Raw genomic sequence first — 21,070 nt, 5'->3', positions numbered from 1 at the left:
CTCCTGGCAGGTCAGCCTGCCGTCAATCTGAATGCTTCTTTTTCGATGGCCATGAATTCACGCCCCACAGCCCCTACCGATCCATAGAAAACCGATGCTTTCGCGGCCTCCAGGTCCGTATAAAAATGCGTGGCCCAGGGCGCGATATGGTTGTTAAAAAACATGCGTTGTTGCTCAAGATCGGCGGGCCGTCCGAAACGCCCCACGATCATGCCACCCATCATTTCCATCAAAGCCGCCATGCTGTCTTCGGGCTCAAACACATTATCCGCCCGCGTCATTTGCAGCCTGGCCATGTCGCTGCGCAGTTTCGCCAGCGGCTTTTCGTTCAGAAACCCGGTCAGGTAATAGCTGGCATAAGGCAGCAATTCACCCCGCCCCAGACCAATGAACAACGCATTGAACTCGCGCTCCGCCGATTTGGGCTTTGTCGCCTTTGCCACCCGCGCCAGACCGTTGATCGCCTCGCCAATCGGCCCTGCATCCCCGCTCAACTCCGCAGTTTGATCCAGTAACATCTGCCCCGCTGGGCGCGCCAGCAACAGCCCAAGAAAATTGTAAAGATCCGCGCGCAGGCGGTCTTCGGGATCGATCTCAAAACTCTGTTCGGCCAGTGTCATACCGATGCCTCCTCAAAACGAAAACGCATTCGACGTGGCGGGGCGTCGTGATCACTTTCGGGCTCTGCCTCTGCTTGCATCACGGGGTCTTCTGCGTCCTGCACAACGGGCTGCTGGGAAACGGTCTCCTGCGCGATCTCTTCTGCCGGGGCCTCTTCCGGCTCGGGCATCAGCGCAGACGCCTGTGCAGCTTCCTGCTGACGCGCCATTTCCTCGATATGCGCCATCATGCCCTTGCCAACCTGATAGGCTGTCTTGATCGGTTCCGCCGCAAGTGCCGCTGCGTGAAAGTCCTCGTCGTAATCATTGAGCCCATCCACACAGGCCAGCACGGGATTGCTGCGCCACAGAACACGTAACGCTTTGTTCTTCAGATGCTGGGGCACCTCTTTGGCCATGAATGCCGCAAAATCATCGCCCGCCGCCAATCCTTCGGGATCGGGCAATCCCATCTCGGCCAGCAAGGTTGCATCATCTTTCTCAGATTGCTCCAACGCCAGGGCTTCGGCGTCACGCAAGTCGCGCGCGCGTATTTCGGCGGCCTCTTCCGCTTGAACGGCTGCGCGACGTCGCGCCCAGAAGGTTGCTTGCACGCTCATTCCGGTGCTCCGCGTGGGGGAACGGTCGGTGCGCGGTACACATCGGAGACCTGCGAAATCCGCGCGTCCCCGATGCCATGATCCTTGCGATCCACATCCAACCGATCACGTCGGCGTTTCACGAATTCTTCTTCGACGTGGAACTGTTCCACGAACTCGGAAACCCAGGCCAAAACAGGTGCCGGCATTTCCACGCGCTCTACCGTTTCCTCACCGCTGTCACAATAATCCTGCGCCTCATATGGCGAGGCTGTGACGTGCAGGATATTCCACGGTGCTGCGTCTGCCTCCACCTCGATTGGGCGCAGGACCACATAGACCGACGGCTGTTCGGCCTGAAGCTCATGCGCATAGGCTTCGGTATCGGAAACATAAAGCGTCAGATCATGCGTCGACGCGTGATATTCGGTGACATCGCCTTCCTGTCGCAGGATTTTCCAGGACGCCTGCGGCGCGCCGGGCAAGACTGCGGTCGCCTTCCAGGCCCACCTCACCCAGGCGGTCACACCGGGTGAGCGGCGCAAAACGACACCAAGCTTCACAGATTGTGAATTTGGGTAGACGATCCCCAACAATTTTCTCCTCGCGCACTGTAAGTCCTGACACTGTACCAAAAGAATGACATTATCCTAGTGAAATTTGCATACTCCCGCACACAATCTTGCGTTTTAACCGGTCCGTTGAGGTTTTGCATTTTGCCAAGGCCATGAAATCCCGCGCCTTTGTCGATCCTGCATAAATGCACAGCGGCGGTCGCGCACGGGATGGCACGCGCTTTGCCTTGCGGTTTTCTGAATTGCAGGGGTCGAATCCAGTTTACGCGCCCCTAAATACCTGACTACCTAAGCACCGGCGCTGCGCGGGCTCGATGTCTGATCTGGCGTGCGCCGACGGGGGAGAGATGACGAAAACAATTATTTTATGCGATTGCCTTGGCAGCCAGTCGATTGATGCGCAGAAGGTCAGCGATGCCACCGGGCTCGCCTGTCCGATGATGTTCACCGAGGCTTGCGGCGCGCAGATCGAGCAGGCAGCAGCGCTGATCGCCAAGGGCGATGTATTGATCGCCTGCCAGCAGGAAGCGCCGCTATTTCGGGAATTGGCCGAAGAGATCGCAGCCCCCGAACCCGCTTTTGTCGACCTGCGCGACCGGGCCGGATGGGGCGATGAGGGCGCAAACCCAAGCGCAAAGATGGCGGCGCTGACCGCAGAGGCTCTCTTGGCGCGGCCCGCCGAGCGTACCTTGGATGTGGTCTCAAACGGGGCCTGCCTGATCCTCGGGTCGGGTGAGGCCGCGCTGCAGGCGGCGCAGGATCTTTCCGCCACGCTGGCCGTGACGCTCCTGATGCCCGCGCCCCAGGAGACAAGCCCCGGTTTGCCCTATGATATCGTGAGCGGCACCCTGGCGCGCGCCAGCGGTACATTGGGCCAGTTCAGCCTGCGCATCGACCAGTTCCAGCAGATCATCGCCGGGGGTCGCGCGGGCGCACAATGGACACCCCCAAAGGACGGGGCGCTGACAGAATGTGACGTCATCCTGGATTTGAGCGCTCAACCTGCCCTCTTTGCGGCGCCGGAAAAACGAGATGGTTACCTGCGCGCGGACCCCGGAAGCCAACCTGCCGTCGCAAAAGCCGTCCTTGGGGCCTCGATGATGGTGGGGACCTTCGAAAAACCACTCTATATACGGCTCGAGGAATCCCTCTGCGCACACTCGCGCGCCGAACAAGCGGCCTGCTCGAAGTGCCTCGACATCTGCCCCACGGGCGCGATCACATCCGCGGGCGAGCATGTGGCGATTGACCCGATGATCTGTGCCGGGTGCGGGGCCTGCTCGGCACTTTGCCCCTCCGGCGCGATCAGCTATGATGCGCCGCCGGTCTCGGATGTTTTTGCGCGGTTGAACACTCTGTCGGGGACCTACCGTAAGGCGGGCGGCGACACGCCCCGCCTGCTGGTGCATGATGACAGCTTCGGGTCGGAGATGATTTCGCTGGCCGCGCGCTTTGGGCGCGGGCTGCCGGCGGACGTGATCCCACTGTCGGTCCCGGCACCGGCGGGTTTTGGCCATGCCGAAATGCTGGCGGCACTGGCCTGTGGGTTTGGCGACGTCTCCATCCTGCTGGCCCCGCGCACCGAGCGTCCGGTCCTGCAAAGCGAAGCGGCACTGGCCATCGCAATCGCCGGGCGGGCGGCCGTCCAGTTGATCGATGTCAATGATCCCGATGCGCTGAGCGAAAACCTATACGGCGAGCATGACCTCGCGCGGGTCCAAACGCCGATCCTGCCGCTGGGGACAAGACGCCAGGTGACGCGGCTCGCCGCTCAGGCCTTGCAACCGGAAGCCGAGATGATCCCGCTGCCCGACGCTGCACCTTACGGCGCGATTTTGGTGGATCAGGACGCCTGCACGCTATGCCTGTCCTGCGTGTCACTTTGCCCCGCGGGGGCTTTGGGCGACAATCCCGATAAACCCCAGTTGCGCTTTGAAGAAAACGCCTGTCTGCAATGTGGCCTATGCGCCAACATCTGTCCCGAAGATGCGATTTCCCTGACCCCGCAACTCAACCTGAGCGATGAAGCCTTCACGCAGAAGGTCATGCATGAAGAAGAGCCGTTTGCCTGCGTGGAATGCGGCGTGTTATTCGGCTCCAAATCAACCGTGGAGCGCATCATGGAAAAGCTGGCTGGCAAGCACGCGATGTTTGCCAAGCCGGAAACCGCGCGCATGATCCAGATGTGCGACAATTGCCGCATTCAGGCGCAATATCATTCCGAAAACAATCCTTTCGCAGGCAAGGAACGCCCAGCGATCCGCACCACGGATGACTACCTCAGCAAGCGCAAGGATCACTGAGTTTGCAACGGAGCCCCAAGATCAGCAGGCGTCATCTCGCCGACATAGGTGAGGATTGCCGTCAAATCGGCCTGCGTCATTTCCATCGGCACGATGGGGGACGGCAGGCTGGGATCAAAGGGGTCGGTCACATCCGCGATCTGGGTAAAGCTGGGATGCGGGTTGCGCAGATGGAAGGTCTCAAACCGTTCCCCCCAATCCTTAAAGCCGCGCAACACGGCAAAGGACGGCGTCGAGCCCATGCCGTTCATGCGATTTTTGGCGTTGATGACGTGGCAGCGCCCGCACATTTGCAAGGACAGTTTTTCACCTTCATCCGCATCCCCGCCGTAGCGCACCACCGGCACGACCACGGCCTTTTCGACCGTGCTGGAAAACGTTGCACCATCCGGGGCGACATAGCTTTCGATGGTCCGCTTGCCGATGTCAGAGCGCAGCCAGGCCGCAAAGCGTTCCGCCTTCGGGCTGGCGTCATGCGTCAGCGACCATTGCGCCCCAAGCCCTTCAAACAGTACGGGTCCCTCGGTGACAAACCGCATTTGCGCGTCCTCATTTTCGCCGACACGCTCAATGCGCAGACCGGTTTTGAGACCGAAGCGCGGCACCACGAATTGCGCGAAACCCGATTGTGCCAAGGCCTCCGGAACAGCCAGCCTCAGCGGCTGTTCCGCCAGAGCGGGCGTGTGGATCATCAAACTCAAAACAATCGCCAAAAAGACCCGCACAGGCACTCCCATTTGTCACCAGTTGTTGCGTCACCCTAAAACCAGTCCCGCCAAACCGTCAAGTTTTCCCAGAACCCACCTTCCCCCTCGAAAAGGAACCCAGAATGAACGATGAATTCAACATGTCCATGCGCAAATTCCTCAAGCAAGTCGGTGTGACGTCACAGCAGGCGATCGAGGAAGCCATGCGCCATGCCGACGGGGCCGCCGGCAAGACCTATACCGCCAAGGTCGTTTTGAGCATCGAGGGTCTGGACCTTGAACACACAGTCACCGGTCAGATTACCGGCCCGCAGAACGGATAACTCCCCATGAGCCTGACGCGCGACGACGTACTCAACGTACTCAAAACAATCACCGATCCGGTGAGTGACACCGACATCATGGCCGCGGGGCTGGTCAAGGCGCTGACGGTCAGTGACACGCAGGATGTGCGCTTCGTGATCGAAGTCCCCCCGTCTCAAGCCACGCTTTACGGCGAGGTGCAGACCGCAGCCGAGGCGGCAGTCAAACAGCTCGCGGGTGTCGGCACCGTCTCGGTCGTCATGACCGCCCATAGCACGCCTGCCGCCCCTCCCGATCTGAAACCGCAGAAATCAGCCGCCCCGTCGGGTCCGCAGAAAATCCCCGGCATCGACCGGATCATCGCCATCGCCTCGGGCAAGGGCGGCGTGGGGAAATCCACCGTGGCCTCCAACATCGCCTGTGCGCTGGCCGCTGAAGGGCGGCGCGTGGGGCTGCTGGATGCGGATGTCTATGGCCCCTCGCAACCGCGCATGTTGGGCGTGTCCGGGCGCCCGTCCTCGCCGGATGGCAAAACGATCCTGCCGATGCGCAATTTCGGCGTGACCATGATGTCCATCGGCTTGATGACAAACGATGATCAGGCCGTGGTCTGGCGCGGTCCCATGCTGATGGGCGCGCTCCAGCAGATGATGAACCAGGTGCAATGGGGCGCATTGGATGTGCTGATCGTGGACCTGCCGCCGGGCACGGGCGACGTGCAAATGACGCTGGCGCAAAAGGCCCATGTGGACGGGGCGATCATCGTCTCCACGCCGCAAGATGTGGCCCTGCTGGATGCGCGCAAGGGCATTGATATGTTCAACCAGCTGAACACGCCAATTCTCGGGATGATCGAGAACATGTCCACGCATATCTGCTCCAATTGCGGGCATGAAGAACATGTGTTCGGCCATGGTGGCGTCGCGGCGGAGGCAAAGAAACTGGGTGTGCCGCTAATGGCGGAAATCCCACTGCATCTGGACATTCGTATGGCAGCGGATGGCGGCGCGCCGATCGTTGTGTCCAAACCCGACAGCCCGCAGGCCGAAGCGTTCCGTGTGGTGGCCCGTGCACTCATCGCTGACGACAAAGCATGAGCGGACCGGCTTTTCCACCGCTGTTTCAAGGGCTTGCAACCGCTGGAGCTGATCCATTTGCGGCGGCCTGCTCGGAAGCGCGTGCAGGATGTGATGCCGGGCTTGTGACCTATGACATCACGTTGGACAGACTGCAGGCCGCGATTGTGTTTGCGCCCGAAGTGCCTCTGCGCGATGCGATGGTCATGCTGCCGCTCTGCGGGATCGGCTTTCAGAACGCCCTTGGCGCGCTGGCCCCGCCGGAGGTGTCGGTGCATCTTGAGTGGCAGGGCAATATCCGCGTGAACGGTGCCGTTTGTGGCGCGATGCAGGTAGCCGCCTCCCCGCAGGAGCCGGAACAGGAGCCGGACTGGCTTGTGGTCGGATTGACGCTGGAGCTGTGGTCTGCGGGGCAAGACAAAGGCGATACCCCCGATAAAACAACGCTTTATGATGAGGGGTGCAGCGAAGTGGATGCCGTGCATCTTCTGGAGGCCTGGGTGCGCCACAGTCTGGTCTGGCTCAACCGCTGGGATGAAGATGGCGTGCGACCCATACATATTGAATGGACCGGCCTGGCGCATGGCAAGGGCGACACCCTATCGTTTGGCGCGCAATCCGGCACCTATATCGGTGTCGATGAAACCTTCGGATTGCTCTTGCAGCAGGACGCGCAGACAGTGATGATACCGATCACTCAAACCCTGACGGAGGCCCCATGAAACTCGCCCGCGCCATTCATTTCGACGAGAGCGACACCCGTGTCTTTGCCAGCCCCGCGCGTACCGGTGAGTGGTGCATTTCGGGCGGCTTTGAGTTTTCCAACTGGTCAGAAGGGGATCTGACGGGCAAGGCCAAGCAGGCCTTTACCACCGGCTGGATGGGTGCGGAAACCTTTGGGCGCAGCAGCTTCGTCGCCGTGACCCAGATCGAAGAAAACGAGCGCGACGCGATTGCCCAAACCCTGGCACAGCATTTTGTCGATATCTACGGCGCACCTTCGCTGGAGGCCGCGATGGGCGTGGCCATGGAAGAGATCAACCAGATGATCGACCTTTGTGAGGATCAGGCGTTCAATACCCTGCTCACGGTCACGCGCGAATTGACTCCCGCGGGCGTGAAGGAAAGTTACCGGATGATCGAACCGCAGGACGCGGGCATCGAGCAATTCGCCATCCATGGATCACTGGACGAAGAACCGCATCAACACTGAAGCCTTTCACGCGGTTTTCAAAAACTTTACCGTCCGTAACGCGTAGAAATCCGGGATCTCAAACAGCGCGGGGGAGGCAGGTTTTTTTCCGCAAAGCGCGATAGGGTCATTCCGGCTTGGCGTTGAAGGTAAAGAGCGTTTCGCCGTTGATCGTGTAGCTGTTGATCAGGTCGGCCGCGCGCGGGCTGACCAGCCAGTTTTCCAACTGCACCGCCAGATCATTGCGCACATGGGCGTGTTTTTCCGGGTTGACGGCCAAAAATGCATATTGATTGAACAATGAAGCATCCCCTGCGTAGAGCAGCGCCAGATTCGCCTTATTGCCAAAGTTCAGCCAGCTTGCCCGATCCGCCAAAATATAGGCATCCAGGCCTGCCGCTGTGTTGAGGCTCGCGCCCATGCCGGAACCGACGGCGCGATACCACGGCCCAAAGGTTTCCGGGGCCAGATCCGCCGCGCGCCAGAGCGCGATTTCCTTCTTATGCGTCCCGCTGTCATCGCCACGGCTGACGAAAGCGGGCTTGATCACGCCGATCCGCCTGAGAGCTTCGGCGGCGGATTGGGACTGCGCGATTGCCGCTGGATCATTTGATGGCCCGATGAAGACAAAATCATTATACATAATCTCGCGCCGGTAGGTGCCGTAGCCTTTTGCAACGAACGCCTCTTCGGCCGCGCGTGAATGGACCAGGATCGCATCCACATCCCCCGCCTGCCCCAAGCGCAGCGCCTGACCCGTCCCAACAACCAGCAATTGCACGTCCAGATCAATATCCTGCTTGATCGCGGGCAGCAGCACATCCGCAAGGCCAGAATTTTCAAATGAGGTCGTGACGGCCAATTTGATCTCTTGTGCCATGGCGGCGGTTCCGAGAACAAATGCGATCATAAGGGCGACGATACGTGCGATCATGTGATGATGTCTCCTCGGAAGAATGCCTGTAATTCGACAGTTTGCGGCGCGCTGAAAAGCGACTCGGCAGCACCGGTTTCATGCACGCACCCATGCAGCATAAAGACCGCATCACTCGCAAGTCTTTTTGCCTGCCCAAGGTCATGGGTGGTCATGATGATACGCGTGCCCTCCGTCAACGCACCTTGCAGGATGCTTTCGATATCCCGCGTCGAGGCCCCGTCCAGATTGGCGCAGGGCTCATCCAGAAACAGAACATCCGGCCTGCGGATCAGCGCCCGTGCGAGCGCGAGCCGTTGTTTTTCACCCCCCGAAAGCCGTGTCGCCGAGAGGCTCATGCGATCCTTCAGATTAACGCGCGCGCTCCATTGGGCCACACGGTCTTCGATGTCACCGCGCGCCATGCCCTGCAACTGCAGCGGATAGCGCAGATTATCGGCCACGCTGCGCCTGAGCATGATCGGCGTCTGAAACACATAGGATTGGTGGTTGCGCGCCTCGGCCTCCGGTATGGACCATTGCGCCGAGCCCTTGCTAAGGCGTTCAACGCCGTGCATCACCCGCAACAGGGTTGTTTTGCCGCTGCCGTTGGGGCCGATGATCATGGTCAGCCCGTCGGATTTAAGCGTCAGGTTCACCGGACCCAACAGGCGTTTGCCGCGCCGGTATACGGCGACATCAACCAGGCTCAGAGGCAGGATCGTGCTCACCAGCGCCCCTCCCGTTCGGTGCGTGACAACCAGTGAATACAGATGTTGATCCCGATGGCCAGGGCGATGAGCACGAACCCCAGCGCCAGCGCCAGCGCGAAATCGCCCTTGCCCGTCTCCAGCGCAATGGCCGTGGTCAGCACACGCGTTGCATTGTCGATGTTGCCACCAACGATCATGATCGCGCCGACCTCCCCAATGGCGCGGCCAAACCCCGCCAGCGAGGCCGTCAGAAGATTGCGCCGCCCGTCCCAGATCAGCGTTTTGATGCGTTGCCAGTTTGTGGTGTTCAGTGAAATCAGCAGGTCGTGGTATTCCGCCCAAAGCTCGCGCATCGCCTGATGGGTGATTGAGGCAATCAGCGGCGTGATGATCACCACCTGCGCAATGATCATGGCTGTGGGTGTGAACAACAGTCCAAACACACCAAAGGGGCCCGAACGCGACAACAGAATGTAAACGATGAGCCCCACCACCACGGGTGGCAGGCCCATGAGCGCATTGAGCAGCGATATCGTCAGGCGGCGAAACCGGAAACGGCGGATCGCCAGAAAAGTGCCGAGCGGCAGGGCGATGGCAGAGGCGATCACCAGCGCGGTGAGGCTGACCTGCAAAGAGCGCAGGCTGATGTCCATCAGATCGGGATCAAGGCTCACCACCAGCCAGAACGCCGAAACCAGCCCTTCATAGATATCGTTCATGTGTCAGGCTGGCTCATGTGCAAGGCGTTCAGATTTCACTTGCACCGTCCTAGGGCATGAACTGTCCCGGTGCAATCGCCTGGGGGCTTCATCGCGCCGTCCTTGTGCTGCGATATGGTGAGGAACCGGGGGCGCGAAGCCGGTTCCAGCACGGCACAAACGTCCCTCAGGGATCAGGGTCTTGCGTCTGATCCGGCGACGTCATGCGGTCATGGAGTTTCTGGCCAAAGGTCAGCACAGCAAAGCTCCCGACGGCCCAGACCAGCAGCTCAAAAGGGGCTGCAACTGTCCCGCGCAGCCAAACGGCGAGCAGGCCGCCCTGGGGGCGCAATGCCTCGATGCCGAACAACCCCGCCCGCGGCCAGAGCGCCAAAAACCAGAAGCGCGACAGATAAAACAGCACGGCCACAAGCAGCGCGACACTCGCCAGCATAACGATACGGCGCATCATTTCAGGACCTCCAGCGTGTCAGGGTCCATCCGCAGCACCAAAAGATCACCGCGCCGCTCCACATCCCCCTCAAGCGAGATGAATTGCGCGACGTAATCATATGCTTTTTCAGGCAGGCGTTCTCCGTCGGGCCCGGTAATCAGCAGGAACTGCGAGCCCTCGACAGGGCGTGTGGACACAAAAACAGGCGGCACCCCGCCCAGCAAGCAGAGGTTGGCGCAAGCCTTATGCGCAAGGCCACGCCCCGGACGCATCGCGCCCGCCAGACATTTACCGTCACAGATTTCACCCGCCAGTTTCCAGCGCCCCAGCTGATCGACCTCCATCTGCGGGGCCGCGCCCTCGGCTGCGTCGAGGCCACCCCGTCCCCCGCGCAGCTGCATCATATCCAGATCACCGCGTTCCAGAATGACGCCAGAGGCTTGCGCCAATTGCCCCTCCAGCGGGATCGCGCGGGAGTCCACATTATTCTTCCCTCCGCCCGCCAGCATCAGCGTATGTCCAGGCTTGATCCGCTCATTCCCTTGCGTCACGCGCAGCAACGGATAGGGGGTCAATTCAATCACGCCCGTCACCGTTTGACGACCGTAATCAAACCGAAACGCCCCCTCGCCCGGATCATCCTGCGCCACACCAAGTGCCAGCCCGAACCCCGCAAACCCGCTGACCAACAACACACAGATCGCCAGCAGCAGACCCCGCAGAGCCTGCGGCACGGGCAGGTATCCAACAAAGAAAGGCTTGTTATCATCGCTCATAGTTTGGCCTCCCTGCCCGGTGCCGGAACCGGTTCGACAAAGGTCCCTGGCGGGTTTGCGCGGGGATCGAGCAGGACCATGGCCCCGTCGGTTTTGAGATTATACGTCGGTACCATTTCGGTGAAGGGCGCGGGCGAGCGCCCCGAGGTCACATCATATTGGAACCCATGCCAGGGACAGGTGACGAGGCAATTGATGATCCGACCCTCGCCAAGCGGTCCGTTCTGATGCGCGCAGGCGTTGGAGATGGCGCTGAGCTTGCCCTCGTTGAGATAGACCGCGACGCGCTCGCCATTGGCCAACAGCTTGATCCTGGCAAAGCCCTCGCGCATCTGCGCCACATCGCAAACCGGCACCCAATCCACGGCATCGGCTTTTATCGCCTGATCCACGCGGCGTTCGTGCAGGGCCGCCATCAGATGCAACACACCAACCGCAGCGGCGCCGCCGATGAAAATCACCGTAAAGGTATGGTTTTGCTGGTCTTGCAGGATGCCAAAGGACACATGCGCCACCACGGACAGATAGGCGGGATAGATCAGGTAGTGGATACGTTTCCACACCGGCGGGCTGAGGAATTTCATCCAGAAATCATGGCTTGTGGCGGCCAGTACAATCAGCGTGAACAAAGCGAAAATGCCAAAGATCTCGAAGGGGAAGCCGGCCAACTGCCCGTAGCTGGTATTGGCGAAGAGCAGCGCTTCGTATTTGTTTGACGATGAAAAAGCGAAATACCAATCGATGATATATCCCGCATGGGTGATGGCCACGAAGACCGTCATCACCCCGAAATGCCGCCGATTGTAGAGCAGCGGCAAGAAACGCGGATCGAGCCGTGCGAGCGGGCCGATGCACAGGATCACGCTCAGCATCACAAAGGCGCAAGCCCCGAAGGCGCGCGCGTTATGAACCTGCGGATTTATGGGGCGTTCATGGCTCAGCAGGCCCGGTGCGGCATAGAGGAACACATAGAGAAACAGACCGACGCCGAGCAGCATGACCGCGTCATAGATATATTTGTTGTTGTTCCACTGAACCGGGATGTACTTCACGCTCATTGGGATACCTCCGCGGGGGCGGACAATCGCACCGGCGCGATATCGGCGGGCCAGGTCTGGCGCAGGCTGAGCCCCGTCAGGATGATTGCGCAGATGCCGATGGGCAATATCCACCCCACCGTGAAATGGGCGCGCCGAGGCGGATCATAGCGGTTTCGCCATTTTTCCGCACCGGTTTCATAGAGACGCCAGCGCCACAGGACCAGCGGCCAGATCACCAAAACACCGGGGATCAAAAGCACGCGAAACACATAAGCCCCACGCGCGTCCTCATCAATCCGGTCCATGCCGATGGTCAGGAAAATAGCGGCGACGGCGGCCCCGATGCCGCCCCAGATGCGCAGCCCCGTCAGGATGGCCTCGGCTTCATTCATGCCACGCCCCCGAATGTCACACCGGAGAGGTCCGCCATCTCCTTTTTCCACGTCGTCAGGTCGGCGTGGTTAAAATCAGACAAATGATTGTGCCCGCAAGCACGCGCCATGACCTGCATCAACCCCACCGACGCCTCAAAGAAATTCGCCAGTTGGCGCGCGGATTTTTCAACCACGATCCGGCTGACCAGATGTGGTTTCTGCGTGGCAATCCCCACAGGGCAATTGTTGGTGTGGCAGGCGCGCATGGCCAGACAGCCAATCGCCTGCATCGCCGCATTGGACAGGGCAATCGCATCCGCCCCAAGCGCCATGGCCTTGATGAAATCCGCAGGCTTGCGCAAACCGCCCGTGATCACGAGCGACACATCGCGCCGCTCCAGCCGGTCCAGATGCGCCCGCGCACGGGCCAGCGCGGGGATGGTCGGCACGGAAATATTGTCGCGGAAAATAACCGGGGCCGCCCCGGTGCCGCCGCCGCGCCCGTCCAGAATGATGTAATCCACCCCGACCGCAAGGGCTGCGTCGATGTCCTTTTCGATATGCTGCGCGCTCAGCTTGTAGCCGATGGGAATACCACCCGTACGGTCGCGCACCTCATCGGCGAAATCCTTGATCTGCGCGGGGTCGGCCCAATCGGGGAAGCGCGACGGCGAAATCGCGTCCTGCCCTTCCTCAAGGCCGCGCACATCCGCGATCTTGCCCTGAACCTTGGCACCGGGCAGATGACCGCCGGTTCCGGTCTTGGCCCCCTGCCCGCCTTTGAAGTGAAAGGCCTGAACCTTGTCCAGCTTCTCCCAGCTGAAACCAAAGCGCGCCGAGGCGAGTTCGTAGAAATAGCGCGCATTGGCTTCCTGTTCCTCGGGCAACATGCCGCCCTCGCCGGAGCAAATGCCCGTCCCGGCCATTTGAGCGCCGCACGCCAAAGCAATCTTGGCGGGCTCGGACAAGGCCCCAAAGGACATGTCCGACACAAACAGCGGAATCTCCAGATGCAGCGGCTTTTGCGCATTGGGACCAATGATCACGCCGGTGCCCACCACCGCATCATCCAGAAGCGGAGGCTTGGCCAGTTGCGCCGTCAGCAGTTGAATGTCGTCCCAATCGGGCAGTTGCGCCCGTGGCACACCCATGGCGTCGACCACCCCGTGGTGGCCTGTCTTGCTCAGACCGTCGCGCGCATATTGCTGGATCAACCCGGTATAGGGCTCGCCCGTGTCGCCGTGGCTGGGATCGGCATAAAGCCCCAGATAAGCGTCACGATTATAAGGTTGCGGGTTGTCATGACCCCATTGGATGATCTCATCGGCATCGACCATGATCTGGTCGCCCTCAATCCATGATTTGAACTTCGGGAGCGCCTCCTCATTGGCATAGGAGGACACGCCGCTGTCCAGCCGATAATCCCAGTCATGCACGCCGCAAATGAGGTTCTTGCCGCGCACATGACCATCCGACATCAGCGCGCCCCGGTGCAAGCAGCGGCCATAAAAGACCGACACCTGAGCATCAAAACGCACCACAACCAGATCGACCTCGCCGATGATCGCATAGTGTGGGGCGCGGTCAGGCAAGGTGCTCAGCGTGGCGACGGATGTTGCTGTCATCTCAGAATTCCTTGTTGTTCCGGGAGCGCGCAGTGCAGCGGTGCGCGCCAAACGGGCTTCATCGGCCAAGAGTGCGACACGCAACACCCATAGACCAAATCACAATTTCTGATTTTCGCAAAATAGCAATCTATGGCGCGAGATGTTGCATTCCTGCGTCAGGGCGCAATGGGCAGCAAACATAGGGGCGGCGCGCGGCGCAAGGGCCGGGATCAGCGGGTCGGATCCTCGGGCAGGAACCGGCTTGCCTTCACCGCACGCACACCAGCCCGCGCGATGGCCACAATGGTCAGCACCGTCAGGCTCCAGAAAAACCAGGTGATGGGACCGCGGAACAGGATCGTCGGATCACTGCCCGACATCAACATCGCTTGACGGAAATTATCCTCCAGCAAGGGCCCAAGGATAAAGGCGATTAAAAAGGGTGCCGCAGGAATATGATAGCGCACCATCAGATAGCCGACCCATCCCATGACGAACATCACACCCACGTCAAAGATGTTATTGTTGACCGCGAAAACCCCATAGATGCACAGCACCAGAACCGCCGGGATCAGGATGCGCTTGGGGATATCGGCGACATATTTGAACCCCCTGATGGCAACCGACCCGATCAGAAACAGGAAAACGGAGCTGACGATCAGGCCGATAAACAACCCATAGATGATATCCACGTTCAGGATGAACATCATCGGCCCCGGTTGCAGCCCATGCACCATAAAGGCCCCGATGATGATCGCTGTGATCACATCCCCCGGCACGCCGAGCGCCAGGAGCGGGATCAGGGTCGCCCCTGCCACGCCGTTATTGCCCGCCTCGGAAGCCGCGACGCCTTCGATCTCGCCCTTGCCGAAATTCTCCTTGTTCTTGGAGGTGCGGCGCGCCTCGGAATAGCTGAGGAAGGCCGAGGGGGCAGCACCGATGCCCGGAATGGAGCCGAGGAACACTCCGATGAAACTGCCCCGCACGATGGATTTGAAGCAGCGCCGGTATTCCGCGAAAGTGACCCAGTTCTTGCCCAGGCTGCGCGCCTTGCCGACATGCGCCGTCGGATGCCAGACCATCGCGATGATTTCAGGAATGGCAAAGAGGCCAATCAGCACCGCGATGAAATTGAGCCCGCCCATCATGTTGGGATCGCCAAAGGTGAAACGGTTGGTGCCGTAAACCAGATCAAGCCCGATCGTCGCCAGCAGCAGGCCCAGCAGGGCCGACAAAGCGCCGCGCAGCAGGCTTTCGCCCGAAACCCCGGCGATGATGGTGAGCGAGAAGAGGATCAGCGTGAAAAACTCCGGCGGTCCAAAGCTGAGCGCGAAGGAGGCCAGCCAGCCCGCAAAGAGGATCAGCGCCAGATTGGAAATCACATCCGCCGTGCAGGAGGCCCAGAGCGCCATGCCAAGCGCCTTGCCCGCCTGCCCCTTTTCGGCCATCGGATAGCCATCCAGGATGGTCGCAGAAGACGCAGGCGTGCCGGGCGTTTTGATCAGGATCGCGGGGATGGAGCCGCCAAATATCCCGCCCTTATAGACGCCGAGCAACAACAAGATGCCGGTGATCGGTTGCATCGCAAAGGTAAAGGGCAAGGTCAGCGCCACGGCCATGGTGGCCGACATCCCCGGAATTGCGCCGCCGACCACGCCGATGGCCACGCCCACGAATAACGCTAGGAACGCTTCGATATTGCCAACAAGGCTGAGCCCTGCGGCGAGGCTGTCCAGAAAACTCATGGCAACCTCAGGATTTCACCCTGCGGGATGGCGACACCGGCCACATGGGCAAAGAACGCATAGAGCACCAGCGGGATGATCACGGCACAGACAAGCGCGGTGATCGGATGGCGTGTGCGCACCAGAAAGGCGGTGGCCACAAAGACCAGCATGGAGGTCAGTACCATGCCCAGACGCGGCAACAAAAACATGGTCGCCACCATGATCACAGCCATGCCCGCCAGACGCATCCACGCAGCACCCGTGTCCTGTACCGGTTCATTGACCAGTGTGTCCGGCCCACGCAAGCGCGCACCGGAAGCGACAAGACCAAGCCCGGCAAGCCCGGTAAACCCCGCCAACGCATAGGGCCAGAATAGCGGCGACAAGACGATGTTGCGCACATTGCTTGGCGAGGAAATCCACTGGGGTATCGCGTAGAGAATGAGGAAGGCCGCGGCGATGATCGCCCCCAGACCAAGTCGCATTTGCATTTGTCGCTGTGTCATGCTTGTCCCTTCGCGTCCGCATCCCGGACCACGTAAAAACGCCGGGCGCATCTGCTGCCCGGCGCAATGCCTTATGCGTTTTTCAGGCGATACGCCTAGCCTTCAATCCTCATGCCCAGATCGTCAACAAGTTTCCGAAATGTTTCATATTGGGCGCGAATGAAGGTATTGGCCTCTTCGGGGGACATCACACGAATGATCGACCCACGGGCCTCCATCTTCTCCACGAATTCCGCATCACCTGCCGCAGCACTCATCCAGTCACCCCATTTGGCGGCAACATCATCGGGCAAATCCGCAGGACCCGCGATGCCGGTCCAGCCAACCATCTGTTCCAGTTCCGGATGCCCCAGCGACGTGGCCGTTGGCGCATCAAAACCGGCCACAGGATCAGCCGTCGTGACCAGAAGCGGGCGCATCTGGCCATTGCTGACAAAGCCGACCAGCGCGGAGGTATTGGTGCATAGAAAATCAGCCGTTCCGTTCAGAACAGCCGTGGCGGCGGCCCCGCCCCCCTGTTGTGGAATGTGGATCGCCGCATTGGCCGCATCCTCAAGCCCGAAGGCATCCAGCACCATCGTTGCCGCCAAATGCGGCCCCGATCCAACGCCCGAAGACGAAAAGCTGAGGCCATCGCCCTGCGCTGCGGCAAGCGCGTCTTCCATCGACATAATGTCGGAATTTGTCGAGACCACGCAGGCAAAGGGGTTGATTTCATAGACCGTCACGAAACGGAAATCATCCAGCGTATAGGGCAGTGTCGCCTTCATCGCCGGGTTCACCGAATGCGAGCCGACGCGCGCAAATAGCATCGTATATCCATCCGGTTTCGCGTTTTGCACCGCGACCGACCCCGTGGCCCCGCCCGCACCCGTGACATTCGCCATCACCAGAGGCTTGCCCACAGCCGCGCCCAGCGGTTCGGCGATGGTGCGCGCGGAAATATCCGTGGCCCCGCCCGCACCGTATGGAATGACCATATTGATCGCGCGCTCGGGGTATTCCGCCCAGGCCGCCCCAACCGTGGCGATACTCAAAGCGCAAACCGCACCAAGTGTTTTGAATGACATCGTTTTCCTCCCAGAAAGACCGGCTTTAAAAGCTCCCCGGGCGCAGCCGATAACACCCTTGACAATTGGTAACGTTAAGACATGCTTTATAGAAGTAATAATATGTTACATATTCCGTTAGAAATACTAACGCAAAAGGCCCAAGGCACATGTCAATCCGAACGTTGCGCACCCTGATCGCGGTGCATGATAACAAGACGTTCAGCGCCGCAGCCGATGCCGTATGTGTCACCCACGCAGCGGTCAGCCAGCAAATGCGTGGGCTTGAGGAAACCTGGGGCGTGCAGCTTTTTGACCGGTCGCGACGCACCCCGGAACTCACGCCGCTGGGGCGGGCATTGGTGGTTAAGGCGCGCGAAGTGGTGCGGGCCTATGATCAATTATTGCCCTCGGCTCTGGGTGAAAACGGCATCCGCGGCGAGGTCAGGTTGGGGGCTCTGCCGACCACACTGACGACGCTGGTGCCCTTGGCGATATCTATGCTGATGCGCGCTTATCCAGAGGTCCACGTGCGCTTATACCCCGGTTTAACCAACCAATTGATGTCACAGCTGGAGCGGGGTGCCTTGGATGCGGCCCTGATCTCACGGCCCCAGATGATGCCCCCCGGCTTTGCGTTTCGCGATATCGCCGAAGAGCCGCTCCATCTGTTGGCCTCGCTGGACACGACAAGCAACGACCCCTTCGAATTGCTTGCCAAACACCCCTTTATTCGCTTTAACCGCGAGGCCGTTGTCGGTCATATGATCGAAAGCTGGCTGCAAAAGAAAAACATCCGGGTGAACGAAACAATGGAACTGGACGGTCTGGAGGCCATCTCCAGCATGGTCTATGCCAATCTCGGCGTTGCCATTGCCCCAAGACGCGCGGTGCAAACCAACAGCCCCCTGCCGCTGAAACGCCTGTCGCTGGGCCCGGATGCGCCGGTGCGGCGACTGGGGCTTGCCTACCCACAAGATACCGCGCGCGGTCAGGTCCTCGCCGAATTGCACGACCTTTGCCTGAAATCGGTGTCTCTCGGCGCATTCGGTGCCTCGAAAGACGCGCCTGCATGACATTGCATGAACTCACTTTTCTAATCATCGGCGGGCTGGCGGGCGGGTTCATCAACGGGCTGGCGGGGTTTGGCACATCGCTCTTTGCGCTGGGGTTTTTCCTGACCATCATGCCCCCGGTTGAGGCCGTCGCCATCACCGTCGCCATTTCCGTGATCAGCGGCCTGCAGGGCCTATGGATCGTACGCCACTCCCTTACCCAAAACCCGCGCCGCCTGGCACGGTTTCTGCTGCCGGCCCTGGTCGGCATCCCGCTTGGCGTCGCCTCGCTGAAACAGATTGACGTCTCCGTTCTGAAATACGTGATCGCATTCTTTCTCATTCTATACGGTGGTTTCTTCACCTTCCGGCGCAATCTGCCCAAAATTGACCGCCCGACCCCGGTGATCGACATGATCGTCGGATTCTTTGGTGGCATCCTGGGGGGTGCTGCTTCGCTGTCGGGCGCGCTGCCAACGATGTGGTGCTCCCTGCGCGGCTGGCCAAAATTTGAAACACGCGCCGTGCTGCAACCCTTTAACGTTGTCGTCCTGGCGCTGACGGCGGTGATGCTCGCCTGGGGCGGTGCTTTTCACGCGCGCACCCTTTTGCACCTATGCGTCGCAGTCCCCACCGCCGTCCTTGCAGCACAATTTGGGATATTTGTGTTTCGTAAGCTCAACGATGATGTCTTCCGCCGCTTACTGATCGCCATCTGTCTGGTCTCAGGCACGGTGCTGCTGGTACGCGAATTGATCTGAAACTGCATGGGGTCAACGCATTCAGACGCGGCGGCGTTCTTGAATCTTCGCGCGCAAAGAACGCGCAGCAAGCGTTAGCCAATGACTTCGTCAGACCGGTCATCCGTCTCGCCGTAGCGTTTGAGAACGGCCGGTCTTGTGCCTTCATAAACCCGGTCAAGGTTCTGCACGATCTTGGCGTTTTCGCGCTCAAACAGGCACGCGCCCTGCATGTCGGAGGCCACGATAAACGGCCCCATCCGGCGCGCCCGGATCACCCACATCGCCTGGGCAATGCCCAATTCCTCATGCCAATGCACCGCCTCAACACGCTCCACCCCGCGCCCTAAAAGCGCACCGGTGCCATAGCCGACGGTGGACAGATAGACCGCGCCATTGGGGACGAAATATTCCTTATAGTCCTTTGAGGACATCCCGCCCTTGCCGATGATCAGCCGCGCACCGGTCTTGGCCATCCATTCCGGCAACCATTTGGCAAAACGAAAACTGGCCGTCGCCGTCACCGCGCCCAGATCAAACGAACCGTCCTCCCGGATCACGGCCGCGGGTGAGCAATGGAAATTAGCCGCACTTTGGGAGGGCAATGCCATCGGAATATTGGCCTGCTGCTCCAACGCGCGCATATAGACGCCTTCGCGCGCGGTATAGATCAAGCCGTCCAAGTAAACGATATCGCCCAACCGCAAATCGGCAACGGCTTCGGCGGTGGGGGTGGTGGACAGTGTGACTTCGCGCAGGCTCATTGTGCCGCCTCCTGTGCCGGTTCCCACTCGACCGTTTCGCGGCGCTGGTAATCGGTGAACCAATCGGGGTCGGTGCGATGTTCCACGCGGCCATCGGGAAAGAGCCGTGCCACCGCCCGGCGCGAGGACAGGCAAAACGCATGCACCGACATCTGCATGCCCCCGGTATGGCAATAGCCCACTTCAATATTGCAATCTATCACCATGTTTTTGCCCACAAATCCCATGGCCCCCATACCAATGGAATTGCCCAACTCCTTGAATTCATCCTCCATCGCGGCGATTTTGGGATCCGGGTTGCGACTGCCCACGACGCGCAGGACCGAGGCCCGCTTGCCCAGCACCATGCAGGTGTCTTTCGAGCCCCCAAGCCCGATCCCGATGATCGCGGGCTGGCACGCAAGTCCCCGTTTGCCAAAAGCCACCAGACTGTCGAGATAAAACCGTTTGATCCCCTGGATGCCGTCGCTGGGAAACAACATGCGGTAATCGGTGCCAAACAGCCCGCCCTTATGCACCGTGATCAGATCGATCCAATCGCCCTCCGGTTCGAACCCATATTCGATCTCCGGCGCGCCGATGCCGACGTTATTGTTGTGATCCGTGCGCCAAAGCGGATGCACCCGGTTGGGCCGCAGCGGCACGCCCTTGGTCGCATTGGCGGTCGCGCGACGCAGCGCGGTTTCCAGCGCAATCGGCCCCCCCTCGATCCGCGCCGCGTTACCCATTTTCACGAACCATCGCGGCACACCGGTATCGCCACACATGGCGCGGCGGTCTTCCTTGGCGGCCTCGTAATTGTCCAACATCGCCTGCAAAACAAATGACGACAGATCCCCGTCTTCAGTCTTGGCCGCCGCGCGCAACCCATCCAGATAATCCTGCGGAATTTCAATCGCCGCTTTGTCCATCAGGGTTTCGGCGGTTTTTTGTATCAGGTCGATCGAGATCATTTCACCAACCCCATATCTCTGCGCAGGGCTTCCACAAGCTGCTCATGCAGCTCTGGTCTGGTACCGTCTGAATCGAGGCGCTCGGCTATTGCCTTTCTTACGTAGCTGCTTGCTACAAGATCACAGCGCATTCTCCAATAGGCCAATCCTGCCAAATTTTGTTCGTTTCTTTTCTGGTGAACATCCTTCATTGCACCGACTAATCCGACAAATGCTTCACGCTTTTCTTCAAGGTGCCTATCAAATTTCTTTTGCCGCCTGTCCAACCATCCTTGGATCAAGAGAGTGACCAAAGAGCCCACACCGGCAATAGACAAGGCCTGTACGATTTCAGCAATCATAGTTTT

At 60.0% G+C, this 21,070-nt stretch carries 25 protein-coding genes; 7 read left to right on the top strand and 18 right to left on the bottom strand.

Translation table 11 applies throughout. From position 1 onward, the window contains the following. Positions 1-11: 11 nt before the first annotated feature. The 3 genes from ROLI_RS08225 to ROLI_RS08215 are packed head-to-tail and all read right to left on the bottom strand — an operon-like array spanning position 12 to position 1,791. A complete protein-coding gene (locus tag ROLI_RS08225) occupies positions 12-620 on the bottom strand; it encodes a molecular chaperone (RefSeq protein ID WP_187428875.1) in 609 nt (202 codons plus the stop codon). Continuing rightward, complete coding sequence (locus ROLI_RS08220) at positions 617-1,219, bottom strand: DUF3306 domain-containing protein (RefSeq protein ID WP_187428876.1); 603 nt, start codon at positions 1,217-1,219, stop codon at positions 617-619. The genes ROLI_RS08225 and ROLI_RS08220 overlap by 4 nt, the downstream gene beginning before the upstream one ends. Beyond that, positions 1,216-1,791 (bottom strand): DUF3305 domain-containing protein, encoded by a 576-nt coding sequence (locus ROLI_RS08215; protein ID WP_262386402.1) that lies wholly within the window; start codon positions 1,789-1,791, stop codon positions 1,216-1,218. The genes ROLI_RS08220 and ROLI_RS08215 overlap by 4 nt, the downstream gene beginning before the upstream one ends. 329 nt (positions 1,792-2,120) lie before the next feature. Here ROLI_RS08215 and ROLI_RS08210 point away from each other — a divergent pair, with 329 nt between their 5' ends. Continuing rightward, on the top strand, positions 2,121-4,076 hold the full coding sequence (locus tag ROLI_RS08210; RefSeq protein ID WP_187428877.1) for a 4Fe-4S binding protein: 1,956 nt from the start codon (positions 2,121-2,123) through the stop codon (positions 4,074-4,076). On the opposite strand, the gene ROLI_RS08205 is transcribed toward ROLI_RS08210, so the two are convergent. Further along, on the bottom strand, positions 4,070-4,768 hold the full coding sequence (locus tag ROLI_RS08205) for a hypothetical protein (RefSeq protein ID WP_262386408.1): 699 nt from the start codon (positions 4,766-4,768) through the stop codon (positions 4,070-4,072). The two genes, ROLI_RS08210 and ROLI_RS08205, sit on opposite strands and share 7 nt — an antisense overlap. 137 nt (positions 4,769-4,905) lie before the next feature. Here ROLI_RS08205 and ROLI_RS08200 point away from each other — a divergent pair, with 137 nt between their 5' ends. From ROLI_RS08200 to ROLI_RS08185, 4 genes are read left to right on the top strand one after another with little or no spacing between them, the layout of a single operon-like run. Further along, positions 4,906-5,106 (top strand): DUF6494 family protein, encoded by a 201-nt coding sequence (locus ROLI_RS08200; RefSeq protein ID WP_187428879.1) that lies wholly within the window; start codon positions 4,906-4,908, stop codon positions 5,104-5,106. A 6-nt stretch (positions 5,107-5,112) separates the two neighbouring features. After that, entirely contained in the window at positions 5,113-6,183 is a 1,071-nt protein-coding gene (locus ROLI_RS08195; RefSeq protein ID WP_187428880.1) for an Mrp/NBP35 family ATP-binding protein, read from the top strand. Further along, a complete protein-coding gene (locus tag ROLI_RS08190) occupies positions 6,180-6,884 on the top strand; it encodes a biotin/lipoate--protein ligase family protein (RefSeq protein WP_187428881.1) in 705 nt (234 codons plus the stop codon). Before ROLI_RS08195 ends, ROLI_RS08190 begins: the two co-directional genes overlap by 4 nt. Next, positions 6,881-7,375, top strand: coding sequence for a DUF6505 family protein (locus ROLI_RS08185; protein ID WP_187428882.1), 495 nt, complete (start codon positions 6,881-6,883; stop codon positions 7,373-7,375). The genes ROLI_RS08190 and ROLI_RS08185 overlap by 4 nt, the downstream gene beginning before the upstream one ends. A 106-nt stretch (positions 7,376-7,481) precedes the next feature. Here ROLI_RS08185 and ROLI_RS08180 read toward each other — a convergent pair whose 3' ends face one another. From ROLI_RS08180 to ROLI_RS08130, 11 genes are all read right to left on the bottom strand, one after another. Further along, positions 7,482-8,288: a substrate-binding domain-containing protein gene (locus ROLI_RS08180; RefSeq protein WP_187428883.1), complete on the bottom strand. Its 807-nt coding sequence runs from the start codon at positions 8,286-8,288 to the stop codon at positions 7,482-7,484. Then, positions 8,285-9,001, bottom strand: coding sequence for an ATP-binding cassette domain-containing protein (locus ROLI_RS08175; RefSeq protein WP_187428921.1), 717 nt, complete (start codon positions 8,999-9,001; stop codon positions 8,285-8,287). The genes ROLI_RS08180 and ROLI_RS08175 overlap by 4 nt, the downstream gene beginning before the upstream one ends. Continuing rightward, positions 8,995-9,699, bottom strand: a complete 705-nt coding sequence (locus tag ROLI_RS08170; RefSeq protein WP_187428884.1) for an ABC transporter permease — start codon at positions 9,697-9,699, stop codon at positions 8,995-8,997. Before ROLI_RS08170 ends, ROLI_RS08175 begins: the two co-directional genes overlap by 7 nt. A 166-nt stretch (positions 9,700-9,865) precedes the next feature. Then, positions 9,866-10,150, bottom strand: a complete 285-nt coding sequence (locus ROLI_RS08165) for a hypothetical protein (RefSeq protein ID WP_187428885.1) — start codon at positions 10,148-10,150, stop codon at positions 9,866-9,868. Continuing rightward, positions 10,147-10,908, bottom strand: a complete 762-nt coding sequence (locus ROLI_RS08160; protein ID WP_187428886.1) for a hypothetical protein — start codon at positions 10,906-10,908, stop codon at positions 10,147-10,149. The genes ROLI_RS08165 and ROLI_RS08160 overlap by 4 nt, the downstream gene beginning before the upstream one ends. Next, positions 10,905-11,966 (bottom strand): Rieske 2Fe-2S domain-containing protein, encoded by a 1,062-nt coding sequence (locus tag ROLI_RS08155; protein WP_187428887.1) that lies wholly within the window; start codon positions 11,964-11,966, stop codon positions 10,905-10,907. Before ROLI_RS08155 ends, ROLI_RS08160 begins: the two co-directional genes overlap by 4 nt. After that, entirely contained in the window at positions 11,963-12,340 is a 378-nt protein-coding gene (locus tag ROLI_RS08150; protein WP_187428888.1) for a hypothetical protein, read from the bottom strand. Before ROLI_RS08150 ends, ROLI_RS08155 begins: the two co-directional genes overlap by 4 nt. Beyond that, positions 12,337-13,947 (bottom strand): glutamate synthase-related protein, encoded by a 1,611-nt coding sequence (locus tag ROLI_RS08145; RefSeq protein ID WP_187428889.1) that lies wholly within the window; start codon positions 13,945-13,947, stop codon positions 12,337-12,339. The genes ROLI_RS08150 and ROLI_RS08145 overlap by 4 nt, the downstream gene beginning before the upstream one ends. 212 nt (positions 13,948-14,159) lie before the next feature. Beyond that, positions 14,160-15,674, bottom strand: coding sequence for a tripartite tricarboxylate transporter permease (locus ROLI_RS08140; protein ID WP_187428890.1), 1,515 nt, complete (start codon positions 15,672-15,674; stop codon positions 14,160-14,162). Further along, the gene (locus ROLI_RS08135; protein ID WP_187428891.1) at positions 15,671-16,162 is read right to left on the bottom strand and encodes a tripartite tricarboxylate transporter TctB family protein; all 492 of its coding nucleotides are present in this window, start codon (positions 16,160-16,162) and stop codon (positions 15,671-15,673) included. The genes ROLI_RS08140 and ROLI_RS08135 overlap by 4 nt, the downstream gene beginning before the upstream one ends. Before the next feature lie 95 nt (positions 16,163-16,257). Further along, positions 16,258-17,232: a tripartite tricarboxylate transporter substrate binding protein gene (locus tag ROLI_RS08130; protein WP_187428892.1), complete on the bottom strand. Its 975-nt coding sequence runs from the start codon at positions 17,230-17,232 to the stop codon at positions 16,258-16,260. A 149-nt stretch (positions 17,233-17,381) separates the two neighbouring features. On the opposite strand from ROLI_RS08130, the gene ROLI_RS08125 reads away from it, so the two are divergent. Together ROLI_RS08125 and ROLI_RS08120 are read left to right on the top strand one after the other, a co-directional pair. Further along, a complete protein-coding gene (locus ROLI_RS08125; protein WP_187428893.1) occupies positions 17,382-18,287 on the top strand; it encodes a LysR substrate-binding domain-containing protein in 906 nt (301 codons plus the stop codon). Then, positions 18,284-19,027, top strand: coding sequence for a sulfite exporter TauE/SafE family protein (locus tag ROLI_RS08120; protein ID WP_338469253.1), 744 nt, complete (start codon positions 18,284-18,286; stop codon positions 19,025-19,027). The genes ROLI_RS08125 and ROLI_RS08120 overlap by 4 nt, the downstream gene beginning before the upstream one ends. A 74-nt stretch (positions 19,028-19,101) precedes the next feature. On the opposite strand, the gene ROLI_RS08115 is transcribed toward ROLI_RS08120, so the two are convergent. The 3 genes from ROLI_RS08115 to ROLI_RS08105 are packed head-to-tail and all read right to left on the bottom strand — an operon-like array spanning position 19,102 to position 21,064. Beyond that, on the bottom strand, positions 19,102-19,770 hold the full coding sequence (locus ROLI_RS08115; protein ID WP_187428895.1) for a fumarate hydratase C-terminal domain-containing protein: 669 nt from the start codon (positions 19,768-19,770) through the stop codon (positions 19,102-19,104). Continuing rightward, on the bottom strand, positions 19,767-20,723 hold the full coding sequence (locus ROLI_RS08110) for a fumarate hydratase (protein ID WP_187428896.1): 957 nt from the start codon (positions 20,721-20,723) through the stop codon (positions 19,767-19,769). The genes ROLI_RS08115 and ROLI_RS08110 overlap by 4 nt, the downstream gene beginning before the upstream one ends. Then, positions 20,720-21,064 carry a hypothetical protein gene (locus ROLI_RS08105; RefSeq protein WP_187428897.1) on the bottom strand — a complete coding sequence of 115 codons (345 nt, stop codon included), beginning with the start codon at positions 21,062-21,064 and terminating at the stop codon, positions 20,720-20,722. Before ROLI_RS08105 ends, ROLI_RS08110 begins: the two co-directional genes overlap by 4 nt. Positions 21,065-21,070 lie beyond the last annotated feature (6 nt).

Origin of the sequence: Roseobacter fucihabitans, from assembly GCF_014337925.2 — a bacterium.
Taxonomy (GTDB): domain Bacteria; phylum Pseudomonadota; class Alphaproteobacteria; order Rhodobacterales; family Rhodobacteraceae; genus Roseobacter; species Roseobacter fucihabitans.
Note: the sequence above shows the minus strand (reverse complement) of the source record. Positions and strands in the feature narration are given on the sequence as shown.